The 21,513-nt window shown below is 38.5% G+C and carries 18 protein-coding genes; 4 read left to right on the top strand and 14 right to left on the bottom strand.

From position 1 onward, the window contains the following. Nucleotides 1–96 precede the first annotated feature (96 nt). The 11 genes from lpxD to rpsB all read right to left on the bottom strand — a co-directional run bounded on the left by lpxD (nt 97) and on the right by rpsB (nt 12,003). A complete protein-coding gene (gene lpxD / locus ABN099_RS16025; protein ID WP_349465150.1) occupies nt 97–1,125 on the bottom strand; it encodes a UDP-3-O-(3-hydroxymyristoyl)glucosamine N-acyltransferase in 1,029 nt (342 codons plus the stop codon). Between the two features lie 3 nt (nt 1,126–1,128). Beyond that, complete coding sequence (locus tag ABN099_RS16020; protein ID WP_349465148.1) at nt 1,129–1,626, bottom strand: OmpH family outer membrane protein; 498 nt, start codon at nt 1,624–1,626, stop codon at nt 1,129–1,131. Nucleotides 1,627–1,712: 86 nt separating this feature from the next. Next, nucleotides 1,713–4,118, bottom strand: a complete 2,406-nt coding sequence (gene bamA, locus ABN099_RS16015; protein WP_349465146.1) for an outer membrane protein assembly factor BamA — start codon at nt 4,116–4,118, stop codon at nt 1,713–1,715. Between the two features lie 39 nt (nt 4,119–4,157). Continuing rightward, nucleotides 4,158–5,510, bottom strand: coding sequence for a sigma E protease regulator RseP (gene rseP, locus ABN099_RS16010; protein WP_349465144.1), 1,353 nt, complete (start codon nt 5,508–5,510; stop codon nt 4,158–4,160). Nucleotides 5,511–5,520: 10 nt separating this feature from the next. Then, complete coding sequence (cdsA, locus tag ABN099_RS16005; RefSeq protein ID WP_349465142.1) at nt 5,521–6,384, bottom strand: phosphatidate cytidylyltransferase; 864 nt, start codon at nt 6,382–6,384, stop codon at nt 5,521–5,523. 1 nt (nt 6,385) lies between these two features. Next, nucleotides 6,386–7,087 (bottom strand): polyprenyl diphosphate synthase, encoded by a 702-nt coding sequence (gene uppS / locus ABN099_RS16000; RefSeq protein ID WP_432807518.1) that lies wholly within the window; start codon nt 7,085–7,087, stop codon nt 6,386–6,388. Between the two features lie 282 nt (nt 7,088–7,369). Next, complete coding sequence (ispC, locus tag ABN099_RS15995) at nt 7,370–8,563, bottom strand: 1-deoxy-D-xylulose-5-phosphate reductoisomerase (RefSeq protein ID WP_349465138.1); 1,194 nt, start codon at nt 8,561–8,563, stop codon at nt 7,370–7,372. 193 nt (nt 8,564–8,756) lie between these two features. Beyond that, nucleotides 8,757–9,314, bottom strand: coding sequence for a ribosome recycling factor (gene frr / locus ABN099_RS15990; protein WP_349465136.1), 558 nt, complete (start codon nt 9,312–9,314; stop codon nt 8,757–8,759). Nucleotides 9,315–9,425: 111 nt separating this feature from the next. After that, on the bottom strand, nt 9,426–10,154 hold the full coding sequence (gene pyrH, locus ABN099_RS15985; RefSeq protein WP_349465134.1) for a UMP kinase: 729 nt from the start codon (nt 10,152–10,154) through the stop codon (nt 9,426–9,428). A 136-nt stretch (nt 10,155–10,290) separates the two neighbouring features. Then, entirely contained in the window at nt 10,291–11,142 is an 852-nt protein-coding gene (tsf, locus tag ABN099_RS15980) for a translation elongation factor Ts (protein ID WP_349465132.1), read from the bottom strand. A 135-nt stretch (nt 11,143–11,277) separates the two neighbouring features. Further along, the gene (gene rpsB, locus ABN099_RS15975; protein ID WP_349465130.1) at nt 11,278–12,003 is read right to left on the bottom strand and encodes a 30S ribosomal protein S2; all 726 of its coding nucleotides are present in this window, start codon (nt 12,001–12,003) and stop codon (nt 11,278–11,280) included. Between the two features lie 684 nt (nt 12,004–12,687). On the opposite strand from rpsB, the gene map reads away from it, so the two are divergent. The 4 genes from map to ABN099_RS15955 all read left to right on the top strand — a co-directional run bounded on the left by map (nt 12,688) and on the right by ABN099_RS15955 (nt 17,601). Beyond that, on the top strand, nt 12,688–13,485 hold the full coding sequence (gene map, locus ABN099_RS15970) for a type I methionyl aminopeptidase (protein WP_349465128.1): 798 nt from the start codon (nt 12,688–12,690) through the stop codon (nt 13,483–13,485). Nucleotides 13,486–13,639: 154 nt separating this feature from the next. After that, nucleotides 13,640–16,285, top strand: coding sequence for a bifunctional uridylyltransferase/uridylyl-removing protein GlnD (glnD, locus tag ABN099_RS15965; RefSeq protein WP_349465197.1), 2,646 nt, complete (start codon nt 13,640–13,642; stop codon nt 16,283–16,285). Nucleotides 16,286–16,319: 34 nt separating this feature from the next. Beyond that, entirely contained in the window at nt 16,320–17,144 is an 825-nt protein-coding gene (gene dapD, locus ABN099_RS15960) for a 2,3,4,5-tetrahydropyridine-2,6-dicarboxylate N-succinyltransferase (protein ID WP_349465126.1), read from the top strand. Nucleotides 17,145–17,214: 70 nt separating this feature from the next. Next, the gene (locus ABN099_RS15955) at nt 17,215–17,601 is read left to right on the top strand and encodes a DUF3461 family protein (RefSeq protein WP_349465124.1); all 387 of its coding nucleotides are present in this window, start codon (nt 17,215–17,217) and stop codon (nt 17,599–17,601) included. Between the two features lie 142 nt (nt 17,602–17,743). Here the strand turns inward: ABN099_RS15955 and ABN099_RS15950 are convergent, their stop codons facing one another. The 3 genes from ABN099_RS15950 to ptsG form a co-directional block, all read right to left on the bottom strand. Further along, on the bottom strand, nt 17,744–18,187 hold the full coding sequence (locus ABN099_RS15950; RefSeq protein ID WP_100158758.1) for a flavodoxin: 444 nt from the start codon (nt 18,185–18,187) through the stop codon (nt 17,744–17,746). Between the two features lie 88 nt (nt 18,188–18,275). Continuing rightward, on the bottom strand, nt 18,276–19,757 hold the full coding sequence (locus tag ABN099_RS15945; protein ID WP_349465122.1) for a hypothetical protein: 1,482 nt from the start codon (nt 19,755–19,757) through the stop codon (nt 18,276–18,278). 156 nt (nt 19,758–19,913) lie between these two features. Continuing rightward, nucleotides 19,914–21,359 (bottom strand): PTS glucose transporter subunit IIBC, encoded by a 1,446-nt coding sequence (gene ptsG / locus ABN099_RS15940; protein WP_349465120.1) that lies wholly within the window; start codon nt 21,357–21,359, stop codon nt 19,914–19,916. Nucleotides 21,360–21,513: the final 154 nt, after the last annotated feature.

Here is a 21,513-nt window from a genome sequence, read left to right as displayed (position 1 = left end):
GAGTCTAATTAATAATGACACGACCTGCTGTTACTCAAAAAGTGAGTTAACTCGCAGGTCGCAAAATGGGTAACAATAGTCTGACGACATGTTCTGTTACTTATCGCTACTTTCTACTTGACGTTCTAGCGACTTTATCCTTTTTTGCATTTCATCAATTCGCAACACAAGTGCTGCGGTTTTACGCCATGCTTTGTTAGGTTGTAACGGGATCCCCGATGAATAAACACCCGGTTCAGTGATGGGACGCATTACCATACCCATTCCTGTTACCGTTACTTTATCACAGATTTCCATATGACCATTGATAACACTTGCTCCACCAATCATACAATAACGCCCTATTTTCAGGCTACCCGCCATGATGACACCACCCGCAACTGCGGTATTATCACCAATAATGACGTTATGTGCGATTTGGCACTGGTTATCAATGATAACACCATTACCAATAACTGTGTTATCTAATGCGCCACGGTCGATAGTTGTACATGCACCAATTTCAACACGATCACCAATCACAACAGAACCAAGCTGTGGGATTTTAATCCAGTTACCGCGTTCATTAGCATAACCAAAACCATCAGAACCAATTACTGTACCTGATTGAACCAAGCAATCTTTACCAATAATAACTTCATGATAAATCGATACATTTGCCCATAACCGGCTATTATCACCGATACGCGCTTTTTTACCAACAAAACAACCTGCACCAATAACAACGTTATCGCCCAGTTCAACACCCGATTCAATCACTGCGTTTGCACCAACTGAAACATTCTGACCTAATTTAGCATCAGGAGAAATAACAGCGGTTGAGTGAATATCTTGTGCTGGGCTTGGTGTCGTATCCATAATCTGAGCCATTTGAGCATAGGCAAGATAAGGATTTTTTACCACAAGTGCTGCTACTGGGCAAAAAGGAAGATCAGCCTCAGTTAAAACAACCGCAGCGGCGTGACATTCGGCTAATTTATCCCGATAACGGCTATCGGAAAGAAAGGTAATTTGTTCACTATTTGCTAGGCTCATTGAAGCAAGACCGGCGATGGTGATATCACCATCGCCGTGTAACTGTGCATTCAACTGCTGCGCAAGCGAAGCTAATCGAATTGAAGACATCTATTATTTAACCTGTTTTTGAACCAAAGCAGTAATATCTTTACCGTCTGCAAAATAAGGAACAGTGTTAGCATCTAAAATAACATCATAGCCTTCTTTCTTCGCAACAACATCAACGGCGTCTAATACGCGTTTCATGATTTTGTTACGCTCTTCAGCTTGGCGACGACCAAAATCTTGCTCAAAAGCTTGCGCTTTTTGTGCATAAGCTTCACGTTTAGCAACCAGATCTTTCTCTGTATTTGCACGTTGTGTCGCATTCATTGTTGGTGCATCTTTTTGATATTTTTCAACGGCTGTTTGCAGCGCTTTACCTAAATTTTGTAATTCAGTGTCACGTGATTTAAATTCATTTTCCAATTGTTTCTCTACCGCATCACGGTTAGGAATTTGTTGGAGAACTTGACCGATGTTTACAACACCTACTTTATCTGCAGCCTGAGCGCCTGCTGACATCGTCAATGCCATTCCTAGAGCTGCGGCACATAACAATTTTTTCACGATATACTCCTTAAAAACCAAATATTTTGTCAGAATTCGGATGCCTTTTCATTTAAATGAATAAGGCATCAACTTTACTTACATCGCTACCACGTTCTACCAATATTAAACTGGAACTGCTCTGATTTATCGCCTTCGTAATCTTTTATTGGCTTAGCATAAGAGAAAACTAATGGACCTAATGGCGACAACCATTGTAACGCAACACCGGTTGATACACGTACATCACTTGCTCTACTGTAGTCTGGCATACCTGCGGTCCAACTAGAGTTGGTGCTATTCCACTTGGTATCCCATACGGTACCCGCATCAACAAACAGTGAAGTTCTCACTGATGAAGAGTATTTATCATCAATAAATGGTGTTGGCGTAATTAGCTCGAAGCTTGCAACTGCCATTGCGTTACCACCGATAGCATCGCTAGATGGTTGTCCAGGCTTATGTACTACATTACCATCTTTATCTTTTTGCAAATAAATCGCTTTAGGACCGATATTATTTGAGCGGAAACCACGAACAGTACCTGAACCACCCGCATAGAAGTTCTCATAGAATGGTAATTCTTTACCACCTAATCCATCACCGTAACCTAAGCGACCACGAACTAAGGTCACCCAAGTCTCTTTTTCGTTGATTGGATAGTAAGCTGAGCCATCCCACGTTACTTTGTAATATTTGTTATCTGAGCCCGGAACAGTAATACGACCGCTTAGATTACTCTTCGCACCTGAAGTTGGGAAGAAACCACGGTTTAAATTGTTAAATGTCCAGCCCACACTGACTGTATAGTCATCAGCATTAAATGATTCACGCTCGTCGAAGCCTGGGTTTTCGCCCATGCTTTCAAGATAACGCCACATTGCAACCTGAGGCTCCATTCGTGACAAGCCGTTATGTGTATACCCTAAACCAAGACGTGCAGAGTTATACTCATTTATAGGGAAACCTAAAGTACCATCAACACCATAAGATTTATTAGTATAGCCTGATAAATCCGCATCGTTAGCTCGGAAGTCATTATAGAAAATACGTCCGCCTAAACTCACGCCATTTACGGTGAAGTAAGGGTCTGTTACTGATAACTCCGCATAAGTTGAGTAATCATTACGGCTAGCATTAATTGCAACCGCATTACCCGTACCTAACCAGTTATCTTGAGTAACACCAACTTGGAAACTTATACCACTTTCAGTACCGAAACCGACACCGAAGTTTAATGAACCTGTATTACGCTCTTTTACGCGATAAACAAGGTCAACCTGATCAGGTGAACCTGGAATACGCTGAGTTTCTGTTTCAACGTTTTCAAAGTAACCCAAACGGTTTAAACGCTCTTTACCTTGTTCAACTAAATCGCTTCCTAACCATGCACCTTCCATTTGACGCATTTCGCGACGTAACACTGCATCTTTAGTGACATCGTTACCTGCAAAGCGAATTTGACGTACATAAAAACGGTTACCAGCATCAACATTAACATGCAATTTAACCGTTTTATTTTCATCATTTATTTCAGGATTGGTCATTACTCGTGGATAAGCGTATCCATAGCGACCTAACAGATTTTTAATATCATTTTCTGTTTTAGTGACTTGTGCACCGTTATAAAGTGAACCCGGTGCTATTTCGATAAGTTCCTGAATTTGTTTGGTGTAACCCGCGGTACTACCATTTACTTCGGTATTTTCGACGGTATATTTATCACCTTCTTTCAGGTTAATCGTAATGTAGATACCTTTTTTATCTGGCGTTAAGCTGACATTAGTTGATTCAATATCAAAACGTGCATAACCGCGATCTAGATAAAAACTTCTTAAGGTTTCTAAGTCACCCGCTAATTTTTGCTTCTGATATTTTTCATCAGCCGCTAAGTTCCACCAAGGCACATCATCACGTAATTGGAAACGATTAACGAGCTCTGCTGTTGTAAACGCTTTATTACCAACAATGTTGATTTGCTGAATTGTTGCTGATACACCCTCAGCAAACACCAGTTTTAAGTCAACACGGTTACGCGGAAGTGGCGTAACAACAACTTTTACGGTCGCATTATATTTACCAACACTGTAATAGAAATCTTCAAGCCCTTTTTCAATATTCGCCAACATTGTACGGTCAAGCGTTTCACCAATACGAATATTGGAAGCTTCAAGGTTTTGTGTGAGCATCTCTTCTTTAACTGCTTTATTACCAGAAAAGGTAATACTGGCAATAGTTGGGCGCTCTTTAACTTGAACAATCAGGGTATTTCCGTCACGCAGAACCCGAACATCATCAAAGTTACCCGTTGCGAATAATGAGCGGATAGTTCGACTGATATCATCATCACCGACCGAATCTCCGACTCGAACAGGCATGTTCAGTAATGCTGCACCAACGGCGACGCGTTGAAGACCTTCAAATTGAATGTCCTGAACTACGAATCCGTCTGAACCGTATGCAGTGGCGCTGCCCAGCAGCAGCGACGCTATAAGCAACTTTTTCATCGCCATCGTTGTTTTGTGTTTTCCTAACCGGTCCCTGCTTACCAATTATAAGCGAGAGAAATCATTGAAAAGTGCAAGTCCCATTAACAGCATCAGTGCCATAATACCAATGCGATAACAGAAATCTTGTACACGCTCAGATACCGGCCCTCCCTTTATCTTTTCGATAACCAGGAAAAGCAGGTGCCCGCCATCTAAGACAGGCAGGGGAAACAAGTTAATGATCCCCAGATTGACACTGATAAGCGCTATAAACATCAAATAGTAAACAAAACCAGAGTCAGCGGACATTCCTGCACCTTTCGCAATGGAAACGGGTCCACTAAGGTTAGTCAATTTGACATCACCAACCACTAACTTGCCAATCATTTTGACAGTTAACCCCATTAACTGCCACGTTTTATCAGATGCTTCGTATAGCGCCGAGAAGGGATTGTATTGCTGCATTATCAAATACTGCTCATCGGGTGGCAGTATTTGTAGTTGAGCACCAACTTGCCCCACTTGAGTCCCATCTTTAAGCGCTATAGCTGTAGGCGTTATCGCTAATGCCAACATAGAACCATTACGATCTACTGTAAGTTCCAGCGTTTTATTTGGGCTTTGACGCACAAAATAAGTAAATGGATGCCAGTTATCAATTAGCTGACCATCGACTTTAACGATACGATCCCCTGCTTGTAAACCTGCTTTTTCAGCAGCAGAGCCTACCGTTACTTCAATAATCTTTGAGTCTAACCGCGCGCCAACAGGCATTATGCCTAGCGTTGCAATCGGATCTTGTTTTTCAGGATCAAAGCTCCATCGCTGTAAATTCAGTATATTCTCACTCTCCATTTGAGAGTTAGGGTCGAATACAACAAAAGAAACCTCTTTTGCACCGATTTTACTTACCAACGCTAAACGAACTGCATTCTGATCAGGCGTTTCGATACCTGCAACAGACTTTAGTTCCATTCCCGGCATTAATTTTGCTTGTTCTGCGATAGAGTCAGGACGAATATCTGAAATAATCGGTTTTAAAGCAGGAACGCCTATCATAAATACAATCCAATAAGCGACAATCGCTAATAAGAAATTAGCAATTGGACCTGCTGCAATAACAGCAGCTCTTTGACCTACTGTCTTATTATTAAATGCAAGATGGCGGCGTTCTGGCGTAACTTCACCCACTCGCTCATCTAACATTTTTACATAGCCACCTAAAGGTATCCATGCGACAACAAATTCAGTACCGTGTTTATCTGTTTTTCGCCAAATTGCTTTGCCAAAACCAATAGAGAAACGCTCTACATAGATACCACAGCGTCTTGCCACCCAAAAATGCCCAAACTCATGTACCGTAATCAAAATGCCAAGAACGATAATAAATGCGGCCAGATTCCACAGGATACCCATTACTTACCTTTTATAGTTTAAAGCCAGAAGAAATCAGAAATACTAATCCTGCAAATACTGGAATAGCTGCCGTTAAACTATCAATTCGATCAAGAACACCACCATGACCTGGAATTAATTGGCTGCTGTCTTTAATACCTGATACACGTTTAAACATACTTTCAGCAAGATCACCAAATACAGAAACAATGACAACAACACCTGAGATTAACAGTAGATGGTTAGGTACATCTGTTACTGGTGCAAAATAAGTAAATAACCAAGAAGCAACACCCGCTGTAATTAAACCACCAATTAATCCCTCTAAGGTTTTACCTGGTGATACTTTAGGTGCCATTTTATGTTTACCCATTAAGCGACCAAAGGCATAAGCGCCTGAATCTGCTGCCCAAACTAACAACATGACATAGAGTAACCACCAAGCGCCTGTATAAGAGTTAGCACTGTAACCAAACATGCGCAAAGCCATCATGCCACAATAAAAAGGAACAATCGTCAATATACCGAACAATAGCTTAATAAAAACTGAATTTTTCCACATATTGGCTGAATTCGGATAACTTACAACTAATAATATTGCGGCAACCCACCAGATTAATCCTGCCCACAAACCATTTTTTATCATAGGAGTGTCAAGTAGGTGATTAAAATCAGGTAAGGTAAATTGCATAACAAGCAATAATGCAGCAAAACCAATCCCAGTCGCTACACGTTTACCTTGTGAATGCCAGCCTATAAATTGAGCCCATTCCCATCCAGCTAAGCCCGATATGGCAATAATCACTAATCCAAAACCTGCAGGAGGAAGAAGAAATAGTGCTGCAATAACAATAGGGATTAAAATTAATGCGGTAATGACACGATACTTAAGCAAGTTATCCTCCCAGATTTACAGTATCTGTTTCTGATGTAGTACCACCGAAACGTCTTTCCCGTTTAGCAAAAGCATCAAGTGCATTCTGAAAAACTTGTTCATCAAAATCAGGCCATAGAACCTGCGTAAAATAGAGCTCAGCATAAGCAATCTGCCAAATAAGAAAATTGCTTATACGATGTTCGCCACCAGTGCGAATAACCAAGTCAACATCAGGCTGATTATGCAAACAGAGGTGTGAAGATATCGTTTTTTCGTTAATTTCTTCAAGACTAATTTCCCCTTTTGCGAGGGATGCCGCTAAATGCTGTACACTTTGGGTAATATCCCATCGCCCACCATAATTAGCCGCAATATTTAAATTTAATCCTGTATTGCTTGCCGTCAACGCAACAGAGCTTTTAATTCTATCTTGTAAGCGACGGCTAAAACGGCTGATATCGCCGATTACCGTGAGTTTAACATTGTGTTTATGTAAGCTTTTTACTTCATTGTCTAAAGCAAACACAAATAATTCCATTAGAGAACTAACTTCCTGTTCTGGTCTGTTCCAGTTTTCACTACTAAACGCATATAACGTGAGTGATTCAATTTTATGTTTTACGGAAAAGCTGACTGCATCTCTAACTGCTTTAATTCCCGCGCGATGCCCCGTTACTCGGAGTTTCCCTTGCTTTTTAGCCCAGCGTCCATTGCCATCCATAATGATAGCTATGTGCTTTGGTTTTGATGCGGATGAATCGTCACTGGATAAGTTCACTCAATTTAACCCTTTGCTAATCTGATACTGATACAGACAGTCCTCTTCGGATACCCTATGCACAAAAAAAACCGTGTAATCCACGGCTTTTGGCAAAGCCTCAAAGTTGCTAAAGCGGTTGCTTTAGTAATGAACTGTTAATTTTCATTATTGTCTTTAGTGATTCGGCAACTATACCATTAGCCAGAAAGACGAACAAACACCCTATATTAAATATAATGACCATTATACAAATTGGGCGATGATCTGATTAGTTTCTAACCTTGCCAATCTATCAATTTCTAAAACATCATCGATACTTTGAGGCTCTAATAGGTCAAAATGTTCAACGACTTTGCGATTAATTTTAGCAATATCAGTAAATTTCACTTTTTCGTGTAAAAATGCATCAACGACAACTTCATTAGCAGCATTTAATACTGTTGTTGATGCTTGACCTCTTTTCGATGCCTCTATTGCCAGAGCTAAACAAGGGTAACGCTGATAGTCTGGGCGTATAAACTCCAAAGACTGAATCTCAAAAAAGTCTAATGCTTTTGCACCTGATTGCGTGCGGTGAGGATAAGCCATCGAATAAGCAATTGGCGTTCTCATATCGGGCTCACCAATTTGAGCGATAATACTGCCATCACGATAACGAACCATTGAATGAATTACAGATTGAGGATGAATAATCACTTCCATCTCTTTTTCTGAAGCATTAAAGAAATAACGAGCCTCTATATATTCTAGCCCTTTATTCATCATGGTTGCAGAATCGACAGAAATCTTACGCCCCATTGACCAATTTGGATGCGCACATGCTTGATCAGGCGTCATCGCATCAAGTGCTTCTAATGGCGTATAACGAAAAGGACCGCCAGAACCGGTTAATAAAATACTAGTAACACCTTCAATATCTAAAGAGGCATGACCTAGATTTTCTTGAATTGCTTTTGGTAGGCTTTGATAGATAGCATTATGCTCACTATCAATGGGTAATACTTTTGCACCATATTTAGCAACTGCATCAAAGAAAAGACGTCCACTTGTAATTAACGACTCTTTATTCGCTAATAAGATACGCTTGCCTTTTTCTATTGCAGCAAGCGTTGGTTTTAAACCTGCAACGCCCGTAATTGCTGACATAACTTGATCCGCTTCATCCAATGCAGCAATTTCATTAATTGCATTATTACCGGATAAAACTTCTGTTTTGCATGGTGTATTGGCTAATAATTGCTTAAGTTGTTTAGCACTGCTTTCATCTGCCATTACTGCGAATTTAGGATTGAAGGAGAGACACTGTTGCGCCATTATATTTGCGTTTTTTCCTGCAGCTAAAGCAAGAACCTGATATTCATCAGGATTATTTTCAATAACGGAGAGTGTACTTGTACCTATAGACCCCGTTGAGCCTAATATAGTTATTTGTTTCATTTATTAATCTGTCTATATGTCTACAACGTTTTAATTAAAAAGAATTATATCAGTATGGTGAGAGAAAAGAGGATGAAAGATGATAACTTTAATAAATAATGTGACAAAACGAGGGTATTAATCTCAAACTCACAGATAAATCCCAAAAATAATGCCGCTTAAAAGCGGCATTATCAAAAAAGGATAATAAAAATCAGAATTCCATTAACTCAGCTTCTTTCAATGCTAATGATTCATCGATTTTTTTAATGAACATATCAGTTAATTTCTGAATTTCATCTTGTGAACGGCGTTCGTCATCTTCACTGATTTCTTTATCTTTCAGTAATGCTTTGATTTTATCATTCGCATCACGACGAATATTACGAACAGAAACACGACCTTGTTCAGCATCACCACGAACAACTTTAATTAAGTCTTTACGACGTTCTTCTGTTAATGGTGGCAGTGGAACACGAATGATAGTACCAGCAGATGAAGGATTTAAACCTAAATCTGATGCCATGATCGCTTTTTCTACAGCCGGTGCTAAGCTACGGTCGAATACAGTAATTGCCAGGGTACGGCCATCTTCTGCAACAACGTTAGCAACTTGGTTTAATGGAGTTGGTGCGCCATAATATTCCACAACAATGCCATCTAAAAGGCTTGGTGATGCGCGACCAGTACGAACTTTATTAATTTGACTTTTTAGTGCTTCAACGCTTTTATCCATGCGTTCTTGAGCATCTTTTTTGATTTCATTAATCACGTTATAAACCCTTGGGAACTGGTTATCTTCCAGTCGATATCTTAAATATCGACATAAATGAATTGGCGTACTCTTGATGGTAACGCCAAATTATACCGTTGTCTCTGTGTATTAAGCGTGAGAAATCAAAGTTCCTTCACTTTCACCCATTACAACCCGACGTAATGCACCCGCTTTATTCATATTGAATACACGGATAGGTAAATTATGGTCTCGGGCTAATGTGAATGCAGCAAGATCCATGACTTTCAATTCACGTTCTAACACTTCCTGATAAGTCAGGCTTTCATAAAGCACTGCATCAGGTTCTTTTGCTGGATCGGCTGAGTAAACACCGTCAACTTTCGTCGCTTTTAATACGACATCAGCTTCAATTTCGATACCGCGTAAACACGCAGCAGAATCGGTGGTAAAGAACGGGTTACCAGTACCTGCCGAGAAAATTACAACTCGACCATGGCGTAATAAGCTAATTGCTTCTGCCCAACTGTAGTTATCACAGACACCATTTAGTGGAAATGCTGACATAAGGCGTGCGTTTACATATGCACGATGCAATGCGTCACGCATTGCTAAACCATTCATTACTGTCGCGAGCATTCCCATGTGGTCACCCACAACACGGTTCATACCTGCCGCCGCAAGACCTGCGCCACGGAACAAGTTACCACCGCCAATTACGACACCGACTTGTATACCCAATTCAACCAGTTCTTTGATCTCCTGAGCCATGCGATCAAGTACGCTCGCATCAATACCAAAGCCTTCTGCACCTTGCAGGGCTTCGCCACTCAGCTTTAATAAAATTCGCTGATATACGGGTTTTGCATTGGTTGCCATGGTGTTCTGTCCTAAGCAGATTAGTTAATTGGAGGTTTTTAGATAGCCTTCTTTTTAACAAAAAGAAGTAAACAGCCAGTGAAGATTTAAACAAAACAGAACCGCCATCAGGCGGCTCTGTAAACGCAAAGCGTTATTATTTGCTCATTGCAGCAACTTCTGCTGCGAAGTCAGCTTCAACTTTCTCAATACCTTCACCCACTTCAAAACGAACGAAGTTGATAACATCAGCATTGTTTTCTTTCAGCAGTTCGCCAACAGTTTTGCTTGGATCCATAACGAAATGCTGACCAGTCAGAGAGATCTCACCGGTAAATTTGTTCATGCGACCGATAACCATTTTTTCTGCGATTTCGCGTGGTTTACCTGATTGCATTGCAATGTCCATCTGAATTTGGTGTTCGTGCTCAACAACATCAGCAGGAACATCTTCAGGACGAACATATTCTGGTTTGCTTGCAGCTACGTGCATAGCGATATGTTTGATCAGTTCTTCGTTAGCGCCTTTAGCAGAAACTAAAACACCAATACGAGCACCGTGCAGGTAAGTACCCATTTCTTCAGCTTCTAATACAGCAACACGACGAATGTTGATGTTTTCACCGATTTTAGCAACCAGAGTAGTACGTGCTTCTTCAAATTTTGCTTTCAGTGCTTCGATATCGTCAGTTTTGTCTGCTAATACCGCAGCCATTACTTCTTTACCGAAAGCAATGAAGCCAGCATCTTTTGCTACGAAGTCTGTTTCGCAGTTCAGTTCAACCAGCGCACCGAATTTACCATCAGCAGCAACTTCTGCAAGAATGATACCTTCAGCTGCAACGCGACCTGCTTTTTTAGCCGCTTTTGCTTGACCTGATTTACGCATGTTATCGATAGCTAACTCGATATCACCATTCGCTTCAACCAGCGCTTTTTTACATTCCATCATACCTGCGCCAGTACGTTCACGCAGTTCTTTTACCAAAGCAGCGGTAATTCCAGACATTTGTTTTATTCCTCGACGTTTCTATGGTGAACCATAGATGTTCTCATAGCAGATGTGTAAAGGGGGCCTATGAAGGCCCCCTAACCAATATATAGCAATACCTGGTTAAATAAGGGCTCTTACGAGCGTGCCTTATTATTCAGCTTCGACTAAGCCTTCTTCAGCCTGAACAGCCAGATCTTGAGAACGACCTTCACGAACAGCTGTTGCTGCAGCGGTCAGATATAATTTAACCGCACGGATTGCATCATCATTACCAGGGATAATGAAGTCGATACCGTCTGGATCAGAGTTAGTATCAACGATAGCAAATACTGGGATACCCAGGTTGTTTGCTTCTTTGATAGCAATGTGTTCGTGTTCAGCATCGATAACAAACAGAGCGTCAGGTAAACCGCCCATGTCTTTGATACCACCCAGGCTGTTTTCTAACTTACCAAGTTCACGAGAACGCATTAACGCTTCTTTCTTGGTCAGTTTGTCGAAAGTACCGTCCTGAGATTGTGATTCTAAATCTTTCAGGCGTTTGATTGACTGACGAACAGTTTTCCAGTTAGTCAGCATACCGCCTAACCAGCGGTGGTTTACAAAAAACTGGTCACAGCTTTCTGCTGCTTCTTTAACAGCTTCAACGGCAGAGCGCTTAGTACCAACAAACAGGATTTTGCCTTTACGAGAAGCAATTTTGTTCAGTTCAACCAGAGCTTCATTGAACATTGGAACAGTTTTTTCCAAGTTAATGATATGAACTTTGTTACGCGAACCAAAGATGAAAGGTTTCATTTTTGGATTCCAGTAACGAGTTTGGTGACCGAAGTGAACACCGGCTTGCAGCATATCGCGCATTGAAACAGTTGCCATTTTAGACCTCTATAAAATTAAGTTTGGGGTTATTTCGTCCACAAACCCCATACGACCGACTCATCGGCTGTAAAGGTTAACCTTTACATAAGAGCACCCCGGCGTATGTGTCGATTTGTGTGTGTAATTTACACAATTGAATTTTTCAGATTTTCTGTCACTCACCAATATGGTGACGCAATAACAGAACTCCGGCGCGCTTTATACCATAAATTACCTTAGGAAACCACTATTAGTTGCTTTTAATAAGTGGACATTTCAAGTAAAACGGGGGGTTTAGATATCGATAAAAAAGCGCATTAGACTCAGCATTGAGGGGAATATTATTCTGATATCAATTAGGTAGCGTGTTAGATAAGACTCCTTACTTTATGAAAATAAGCCTATTTACATAAATGAATAAAAAGAGTGAAAACAGCCCTATTAAAATGTTAAAGAGAGAGCTATAAGACTAAACAAGAAAAGCGCAATATGAAAAGACATCACTCTCAAGAAGGCGTATGTTCGTCATTTGGACTGATATCATACAGATTGTACTCATTCCCTTTATTGGCACATAAAGTTTCTGCTGATATCATAAATGGTAATCAGAATTATTTCTCACATCCTTAATTTATTTACCTATAATACAACGTATCTATCAATACACTGTATTGTGGCTTTTAATATAGACGAAGAACTCAAATGGCTATTGTAATCAAGACTGAAGAAGATATTCAAAAAATGCGCGTCGCGGGTCGTCTTGCGGCAGAAGTTCTTGAAATTATCGCACCGTATGTAAAACCTGGCGTTAATACCGGGGAATTAGACCGTATTTGTCATGAACACATTGTGAATGCACAACAAGCTATTCCAGCTTGCTTAAACTATCATGGCTTTCCTAAATCGGTTTGTATTTCTGTAAATGATGTTATTTGCCACGGTATTCCTAGCGAAGATAAAGTCCTTAAAGATGGTGATATTGTTAATATCGATGTCACTGTGATTAAAGATGGTTTTCATGGCGACACCTCCAAGATGTTTATTGTAGGTAAACCAACAATTCAAGGTGAACGCTTATGTCGTATCACACAAGAAAGCCTTTATCTGGCAATTAAAATGGTAAAACCGGGAATTCGCTTACGTGAATTAGGTCGAGCTATTCAAAAATTTGTTGAAAGCCATGATTTTTCTGTTGTTCGTGAATATTGTGGTCATGGCATTGGCGAAGGTTTCCACGAAGAGCCACAAGTTCTTCATTACGACGCTGATGACAGTGGTGTTGTGCTACAAAAAGGTATGGCATTTACCATTGAACCAATGGTAAATACGGGTGATTACCGTATTCGTACTATGAAAGATGGCTGGACTGTAAAAACCAAAGATAGAGGTTGGTCTGCACAATATGAGCACACCCTTGTAGTTACAGACAATGGCTGTGAAATCATGACACTGCGCAAAGAAGAAGAGCCATTTATTTCTGCCGTTTTAGTTAACGAATAAAACACGCTCACTCAAAATGTAATAGCGACATATTTTTTCGAGATATGTCGCTTTTTTTATTTTCTTCGCCATGGAATAACAGAATTGCTAGTCAGGTTATCGTTTTAACATTAGTCTTAATGTCATATGCAAACATTGAGTAAGAAGACTAATGATGATAACCAAAAATGCATTTCAGACACCGCCACCTTCCCCATTTTTGCTAACTGAAAATGAAATAAATTGCACTGAACTTAAGCACTCTATTGAACAATTTCAGTCATGGCTTGCTGATGCTTTTCATCATGATGCTGATGTTGCTTTATTACTTCAAGCTCGTAGTCATTTTATCGATGAACTTCTGACACAACTTTGGCGATATAGTAAATTAGAAAATTATCCTGATCTCACGATAGTTGCTGTTGGTGGCTACGGCAGACAAGAATTACATCCTCTTTCTGATATCGACCTACTTTTTTTAAGTGATGAACCATTATCACCAGAAGCCGCAGATATTGTTGGAAAGCTAATTACGCTGTTGTGGGATGTGCGTCTTGAGGTCGGTGCGAGTGTCAGAACGATGGAAGAGTGTCTACTTGAAGGGCTTTCTGACTTAACTGTTGCAACAAACCTCCTTGAAGCGCGCCTTATTTGTGGTAATCACTCACTCTATCAACAATTGGTTGAGCATATTTTTAGCCAAGGGTTTTGGTCATCCCCCCTCTTTTTTGCAGCAAAAGTCGAAGAACAACAGCAGAGACATCAACGTTTTCATAGCACCAGCTATAACCTCGAACCAGATATAAAAAGTAGCCCTGGTGGGCTTCGAGATATACACACACTAATTTGGGTTGCACACCGCCATTTTGGTGCCACTTCTGTCGCTGAAATGGTTAATTTTGGTTTTTTAACTCCAGCAGAAGGGCAAGAGCTTTTAGAGTGCCAATATACGCTATGGCGAATCCGGTTTGCGCTTCATCTAGTCCTTTCTCGTTATGATAATCGCCTATTATTTGACCGCCAATTAAGTGTTGCTCAACTGTTAGATTATACTGGAGATGGCAACCAACCTGTTGAAAAAATGATGAAGGATTATTATCGCGTTACTCGCCGAGTCAGCGAATTAAACGATATGCTACTTCAGCTATTTGATGAAGCAATTTTAGCATTACAACCTAATGTAAAACCACGCCCGCTAGATTGTGAATTTCAACTCAGAGGCTCTTTAATTGATGTTATTGATGAAAGCTGCTTTCTTGACGACCCTATTGTTATTATGCGGCTATTCTTACGCATGGCTGAACATGAAGAGATAACGGGGATTTATTCTACAACGTTACGTCACTTACGTTATGCCCGTAGACACCTTGTACAACCCTTATGTGAGTACCCACTAGCAAGACAAGTGTTTATGCAGATACTACGCCATCCTCGTGCTGTATCCGGCGCTTTTGTTCCCATGCATAAACATAGTGTATTAGGTGCTTATTTTCCACAATGGAATAATATCGTTGGGCAGATGCAATTTGACCTTTTTCACGCTTATACCGTTGATGAACATACGATTCGAGTTTTACAAAAACTAGAAAGTTTTGCTAACCCAGAAAATCGTGCAAAACACCCACTTTGTGTCGATATTTATCCTAAATTACCGCAGCTTGAGCTTTTACGCTTAGCAGCACTGTTTCATGATATAGCAAAAGGTCGCCAAGGCGATCACTCACTTTTAGGTGCGAAGGATATTGGTGATTTTGCGCAACAGCATGGTTTTAATCAACGTGAAATTGCATTGGTAGAATGGCTTGTTAGTCATCACTTACTTATGTCTGTAACTGCTCAACGACGCGATATTCAAGATCCTGATGTTATTTTTCAATTTGCCTCTGAAGTTAAAAATGAGAGTAGATTACGCTATCTACTTTGCTTAACTGTTGCAGATATCTGTGCCACTAACAGCAGCTTATGGAATAGTTGGAAACAGAGTTTATTACGCGAGCTTTTTCTCTCCACTGAAAATCAATTACGCCAAGGGATGAAATCTATTCCTGATTTACGTGAACGCATCCGTCATCACCGTTTGCAAGCACTAACTATCTTGCAAGAAAACCAGATTGATGAAGAAAAACTTCAAACAGTATGGAGTCGTTGCCACGCTGACTATTTTTTACGTCACACACCAGAACAACTAGCTTGGCATGCTCAGGCATTAGTTGAACATAATAGTGCTGACCCTATGGTGCTTATTAGCCAAAAAACGATTCATGGTGGTACAGAGATCTTTATCTGGTGTGCTGATAGACCTTCTCTTTTCGCCTCTGTTGCAGGTGAATTAGATCGTCGAAACCTAAATATTCATAATGCACAAATATTTACCAACCGAGATAATATGGCAATGGATACTTTTGTGGTGCTAGAACCTAATGGCAAGCCACTTGCTGTTGACCGATATAACACCATCCGTAATGCCCTTATTCAAGTTGTCTCTGCACCTTATAATTCCAATGCAAAAACACGTACTTTACCCGCTAAATTACGTCATTTTGATGTACCAACAAAAATTAACTTTGTTGCCTCACATCATAATAAACGCACCTATATGGAACTTTTTGCCCGTGATCGCCCTGGTCTTTTAGCCATTATAGGTAAAGTTTTTGCTGATCTTTCTCTTTCATTACATGGCGCTAGAATAACAACCATTGGTGAGCGCGTTGAAGATTTATTTGTTCTCACTGATAGCGAAAATAAAGCATTAAACCAAAAAATGAAGAATGAAGTCGCAGAAAGGTTGACAAAAGCCCTAGTTTCAAAGGATAAAATATAGGAACCCACGACAATACATATAGGAAACACTATTGATGCAAGCATTACAATCTATTATCGATAACGCATTTGAACACAGAGCTGATATCACCCCAAATAACGTAGAGCCTCATATCCGTGAAGCTATCAATACTGTTATTTCACATTTAGACAGCGGAAAACTACGCGTTGCAGAAAAAATTAATGGTCAGTGGGTGACTCATCAATGGTTAAAAAAAGCCGTTCTGCTCTCTTTTCGTATTAATCATAATCAAGTGATTGATGGCAGTGAAAGCCGTTATTTCGATAAAGTACCAATGAAATTTGCAGATTATGACCAAGCTCGCTTTGAAAAAGAGGGTTTTCGTGTCGTTCCTCCTGCGGCTGTCAGACAAGGTGCTTATATCGCACGAAATACTGTATTAATGCCTTCTTATGTCAATATCGGTGCTTATGTTGATGAAGGAAGCATGGTTGATACTTGGGCAACGGTAGGTTCTTGTGCTCAAATAGGTAAAAATGTTCATTTATCCGGTGGTGTAGGTATTGGTGGCGTATTAGAGCCACTACAAGCAAACCCAACTATTATCGAAGATAACTGCTTTATTGGTGCTCGTTCAGAAATTGTTGAAGGGGTGATAGTCGAAGAAGGTGCCGTTATTTCGATGGGTGTTTATATCGGTCAAAGTACCAAAATCTATGACAGAGAGACAGGTGAAGTGCATTATGGTCGTGTTCCTGCTGGCTCTGTTGTTGTTTCTGGCAATTTACCGTCTAAAGATGGTAGCTACAGCCTTTACTGCGCGGTTATTGTAAAAAAAGTAGATGCAAAAACCCGTGGAAAAGTAGGCATTAATGAATTGTTAAGAACTATCGACTAATATAAGAACAGCGGATAGAATCATTTCTGTTCGCTATTCTTTCATTCATCTCTCTGTCAGGTGCCAATATATGTACGATAATTTAAAAAATTTAGGGATCCCGTATCCTGAAGATATTGACCGCTACTCTCTGCGCCAAGAAGCTAATAACGATATTCTGAAAATCTATTTTCGCAAAGATAAAGGCGAGTTTTTTGCTAAAAGCGTAAAATTTAAATATCCACGTCAGCGTAAAACGATTTCTGATGGACAATCAGGTCAAGGTTTTAAAGAAGTTAATGAAATCAATACTAACTTACGTTATGTAATTGAAGAATTAGATAAAATTTGCCAGCGCGACCAAGTTGAAGTCGATTTGAAACATAAAATTCTTGATGATCTTCGCCATCTAGAACATGTTGTTGCCAATAAAATTGCTGAAATCGAATCAGATTTAGAAAAATTAACTCGCCGTTAATAGATGAGATAAAAGCCATTTTGAAAATTTAGCTAAAATAGTTTTTTAGATTAATACAAAAAATAACGCCGCTAATGAGCATCATTATCCGGCGTTATTTTTAATAAGATATTATTTTGAACATAGTGATAAAAAATAAATATTAATTTAATAGCTTAGCCCAGTGTTCTAACCACTCTATGGCAAACATCTCAGGTTCTGCGATTTCCATACCATCAATTTTCAATATCTCACCGATACGTTTAGCTTGATGTTCTTGCAGTAGTGCTTCAAATTGCATACCACCACCACAAAAATTATCGTAACTACTATCGCCCAACGCAATTAAGCCATAATTTAAAGCGGGCTGATATCCAACATTATCGCGTAACTCATGATATAACGGCGCAATAGTGTCAGGTAAATCCCCTTGCCCTGTCGTTGATGTAATAATTAATACGGTGGTATATTTTTGCCAATCAGCAAGTGTGCCTTCTTCATAAATATTGGCTTGATGTTTATGCTCAAGCAAAATACGCTGCGCTTCTTCAGCTACCGCCAATGCATTGCCATAAACAGTACCTACAAAAATGCCGATTTTAGCCATAATATTTAGTCCACTTAATATTGTTTGATAACCAATAAACTAAACTTTAAACATATAAGATTTTTAATTTATTCTCAAGAAAATAAATTTACTCATCCTTTTTAAAAAGAGACTCTTTGAAATTTTTCCACATATTACGTTCACCATATAAATAACTAATAAAACCTTTAGGATTATTCATTTTTGATAGCCTTGAAGTTGCAATAAGACAAACTTCATTAATAGAAAAATATTTATGTTTTATTTTCTCATATGAATCAAGATAAGATGATAATTTAATAATTCCTTCTTTAAGATTAGTTGAGTTATCCTTTTTCCAAAAAAAAAGGAAGCTATACGCCTTAAATAAAAAACTTTTTTTCTTTATTTTCAGACAAGTATCAATTAAATTTTCACATTCTTTTAATTTAGCTCTAACATCACCGATTGAATCACAACTAACTTTTTTGTCGCTTGGTACTAAATTAGAAAGTCCCTTTTTTATTTTAATTTCATATTCATCATAAAGATCAGAAAAAGGTTTTACTTGTTTTAATTCCCAATCTAAAGACTCTTTATTTGATTCTATTTTCTTTATATTTTCTAGCAATTCATGCTGATTTTCGCCCTCAAGAATACCAGACTTAGAAGTATCAACATAATTTTGATGAAACAAATTCAAATTTGAGTAATTATTATGAAAATAAGAATATTTTTCACATGACTTTTCAGCAGAAAAAAGAATACCATTTTTTATTTGAAGTAATTCTCTAATATTTTTGGATAACTCTTTATTATCACTTTCAAAATTTAAAAAATGATTATTTTTTTCAAGGTCTAGAAATTTATTATATTTAACTGCTGTTTTATATAATTTCTTAATATTATCATCAAGGAAGTTAAATAACATTTCAAATTCCAGAAGATTCACTTTACAACAATTTGATTTATTTTCTTTATTAATACCAAAATTATTATTTATTATGTTTTCATCTCCAATTTCCTTTTTAACTTCAACGTTATTACTAGCAATTTTCATATTACCAAGCTTAACTAACACCATATTATTATCATTTAATTCAAAAGGAAAATTACATTCTTTATTTAATTCTATTGTTTTATCTTTTAATTTTTCAACCAGTTTATTAGCAGATTTAACCTTAACTCCTGAAAATCTATTTTTCTCAAGTAAAATATTAATACTTCTATTTTCCGCATTAAAAATTTTATTTTTAAATGGCGTAGAATTTGTTTTATCAATCATACAATTGATAGTGTCTTTTATTTTATCCAATGGCGAGCCATCACTATTTGATTTTTTTTCCTTACTTTTAGCTTTATCTATTTTTTTCAAATGTTCAGGGTTATTTTTAGTGTAAGAATCAACAACAATTTTTAGTTCATTTTTTATATTAGTAATAATATTTTTATCAATATAGATACGGTTATACTTATCTTTTAGAATGTAAAAATCATGTTCAACTAATTTATTAGAAGAACTTATTATTCTATCCGACAATAAAAATTTTACATTTTCTTTTTTATCATTCATTGATGATACTTTTTTTAATTCATCAAATAATACTCTCATCTTTTTTACCCTCATCATTATAATTTGTGATAAGAATATATAAAAATAATGATTAATAATTTCAAAAAAGAGTTTAATTCACATGCATTATGATATAAAAAAACACGCTCAATAGTAAATTTAAGCGTGTTTTTTTTAGTAAAAGAGTGCTATTTATTATTCAGTAGTATCCAAAGACCTTATATATTCATCCATATCTGTTTTTAAATTATCAGATTTAGGACCAAAAATTGCTTGAATACCAGAACCCACTACCACAACCCCTGCGGCACCGAGTTTTTTCAGTTCATCACGATCAACTTTATCAATCTCTTTTACACCGATACGTAAACGTGTAATACAAGCATCTAAGTTAGTGATATTATCTTTACCACCAAATGCAGCGACTAAAGATTGTCCCATTGCACTTTTATCAGCTTGTTTCTCATTTTTATCTTCAACTTCACGTCCTGGTGTTTTCAGATTCAACTTCACAATAAGAAAACGGAAAATAGTGTAATAAGTTGCGGCATAAAGCAGACCAATAATAGGGAAAAGATAAAGTTTGCTACTGTTACCACTTAAAACGATAAAATCAATTAAACCATGAGAGAAGCTAGTACCATCACGCATACCAAGCAAGATACAAATAACAAAAGCAAGTCCGGCAAGGATCGCGTGGATCACATAAAGAATTGGTGCAACAAACATAAATGAGAATTCGATAGGTTCAGTGATACCGGTTAAAAAGGCAGTTAATGCCGCCGAAATCATGATACCCCCCACTTTCACACGATTTTCAGGACGTGCTGAGTGCCAAATAGCAATTGCTGCAGCAGGTAAACCAAACATCTTAAATAAGAAACCGCCTGATAACATGCCTGCTGTTGGGTCACCCGCCATATAGCGAGGAATATCACCATGGAAGACTTGTCCTGCACTATTCACATATTCACCCACTTGCATTTGGAACGGCACATTCCAGATATGGTGTAAGCCAAATGGAACTAACGCACGTTCTACAACACCATAGATACCAAATGCTACCGCAGGATTTTGATACGCCGCCCACTCAGAAAAACGTTGGATAGCGGTGCCGATAGGTGGCCAAATAAAAGCCAGAATAATACCAACAAAAATTGCAATTAAACCTGAAATAATAGGTACAAACCGCTTACCTGCAAAGAATCCTAAATATTCAGGTAATTTAATACGGTAAAAACGGTTAAACATTGACGCGGCAATAACACCCGCAATAATGCCACCTAAAACACCAGTATCAGTTAAATGTTGAGCTTCAATATCCGCAGCAGAAAGCCCAAGAACCCATGGAGCAACTACAATCATGGTTTTGGACATAATCCCGTAGGCAACAACCGAGGCAAGTGCTGATACACCATCATTATTGGTAAAACCTAACGCAACACCAATAGCAAAAATAAGTGGCATATTAGAGAACACTGAGCCACCAGCTTCAGCCATTACTTGAGAAACAGATGTAGGGATCCACGAAAGATCCGCAGAACCAACCCCTAATAAAATACCGGCAATAGGCAGTACAGATACCGGTAACATCAAGGATTTTCCGATTTTTTGTAAAACAACAAATAGGTTTTTGAACATCGAGCAGACTCCCGGAATGTGGCTTGTATGTGTTATTGATTTTTTAATTAGATGTACTAGTGTGGGTAAATATCATTAACTTATCTTATGATAAGCGCTATTTATTTCACATGATAAAATAAATCATTGTATGAATAGTTGATAGCTGTCACGT

It is taken from the genome of Proteus hauseri, from assembly GCF_040139125.1.
GTDB classification, from domain to species: Bacteria; Pseudomonadota; Gammaproteobacteria; order Enterobacterales; family Enterobacteriaceae; genus Proteus; species Proteus hauseri_B.
The sequence above is the reverse complement of the archived record's forward strand: the minus strand, read 5'-3'. Positions and strand labels throughout refer to the sequence as shown.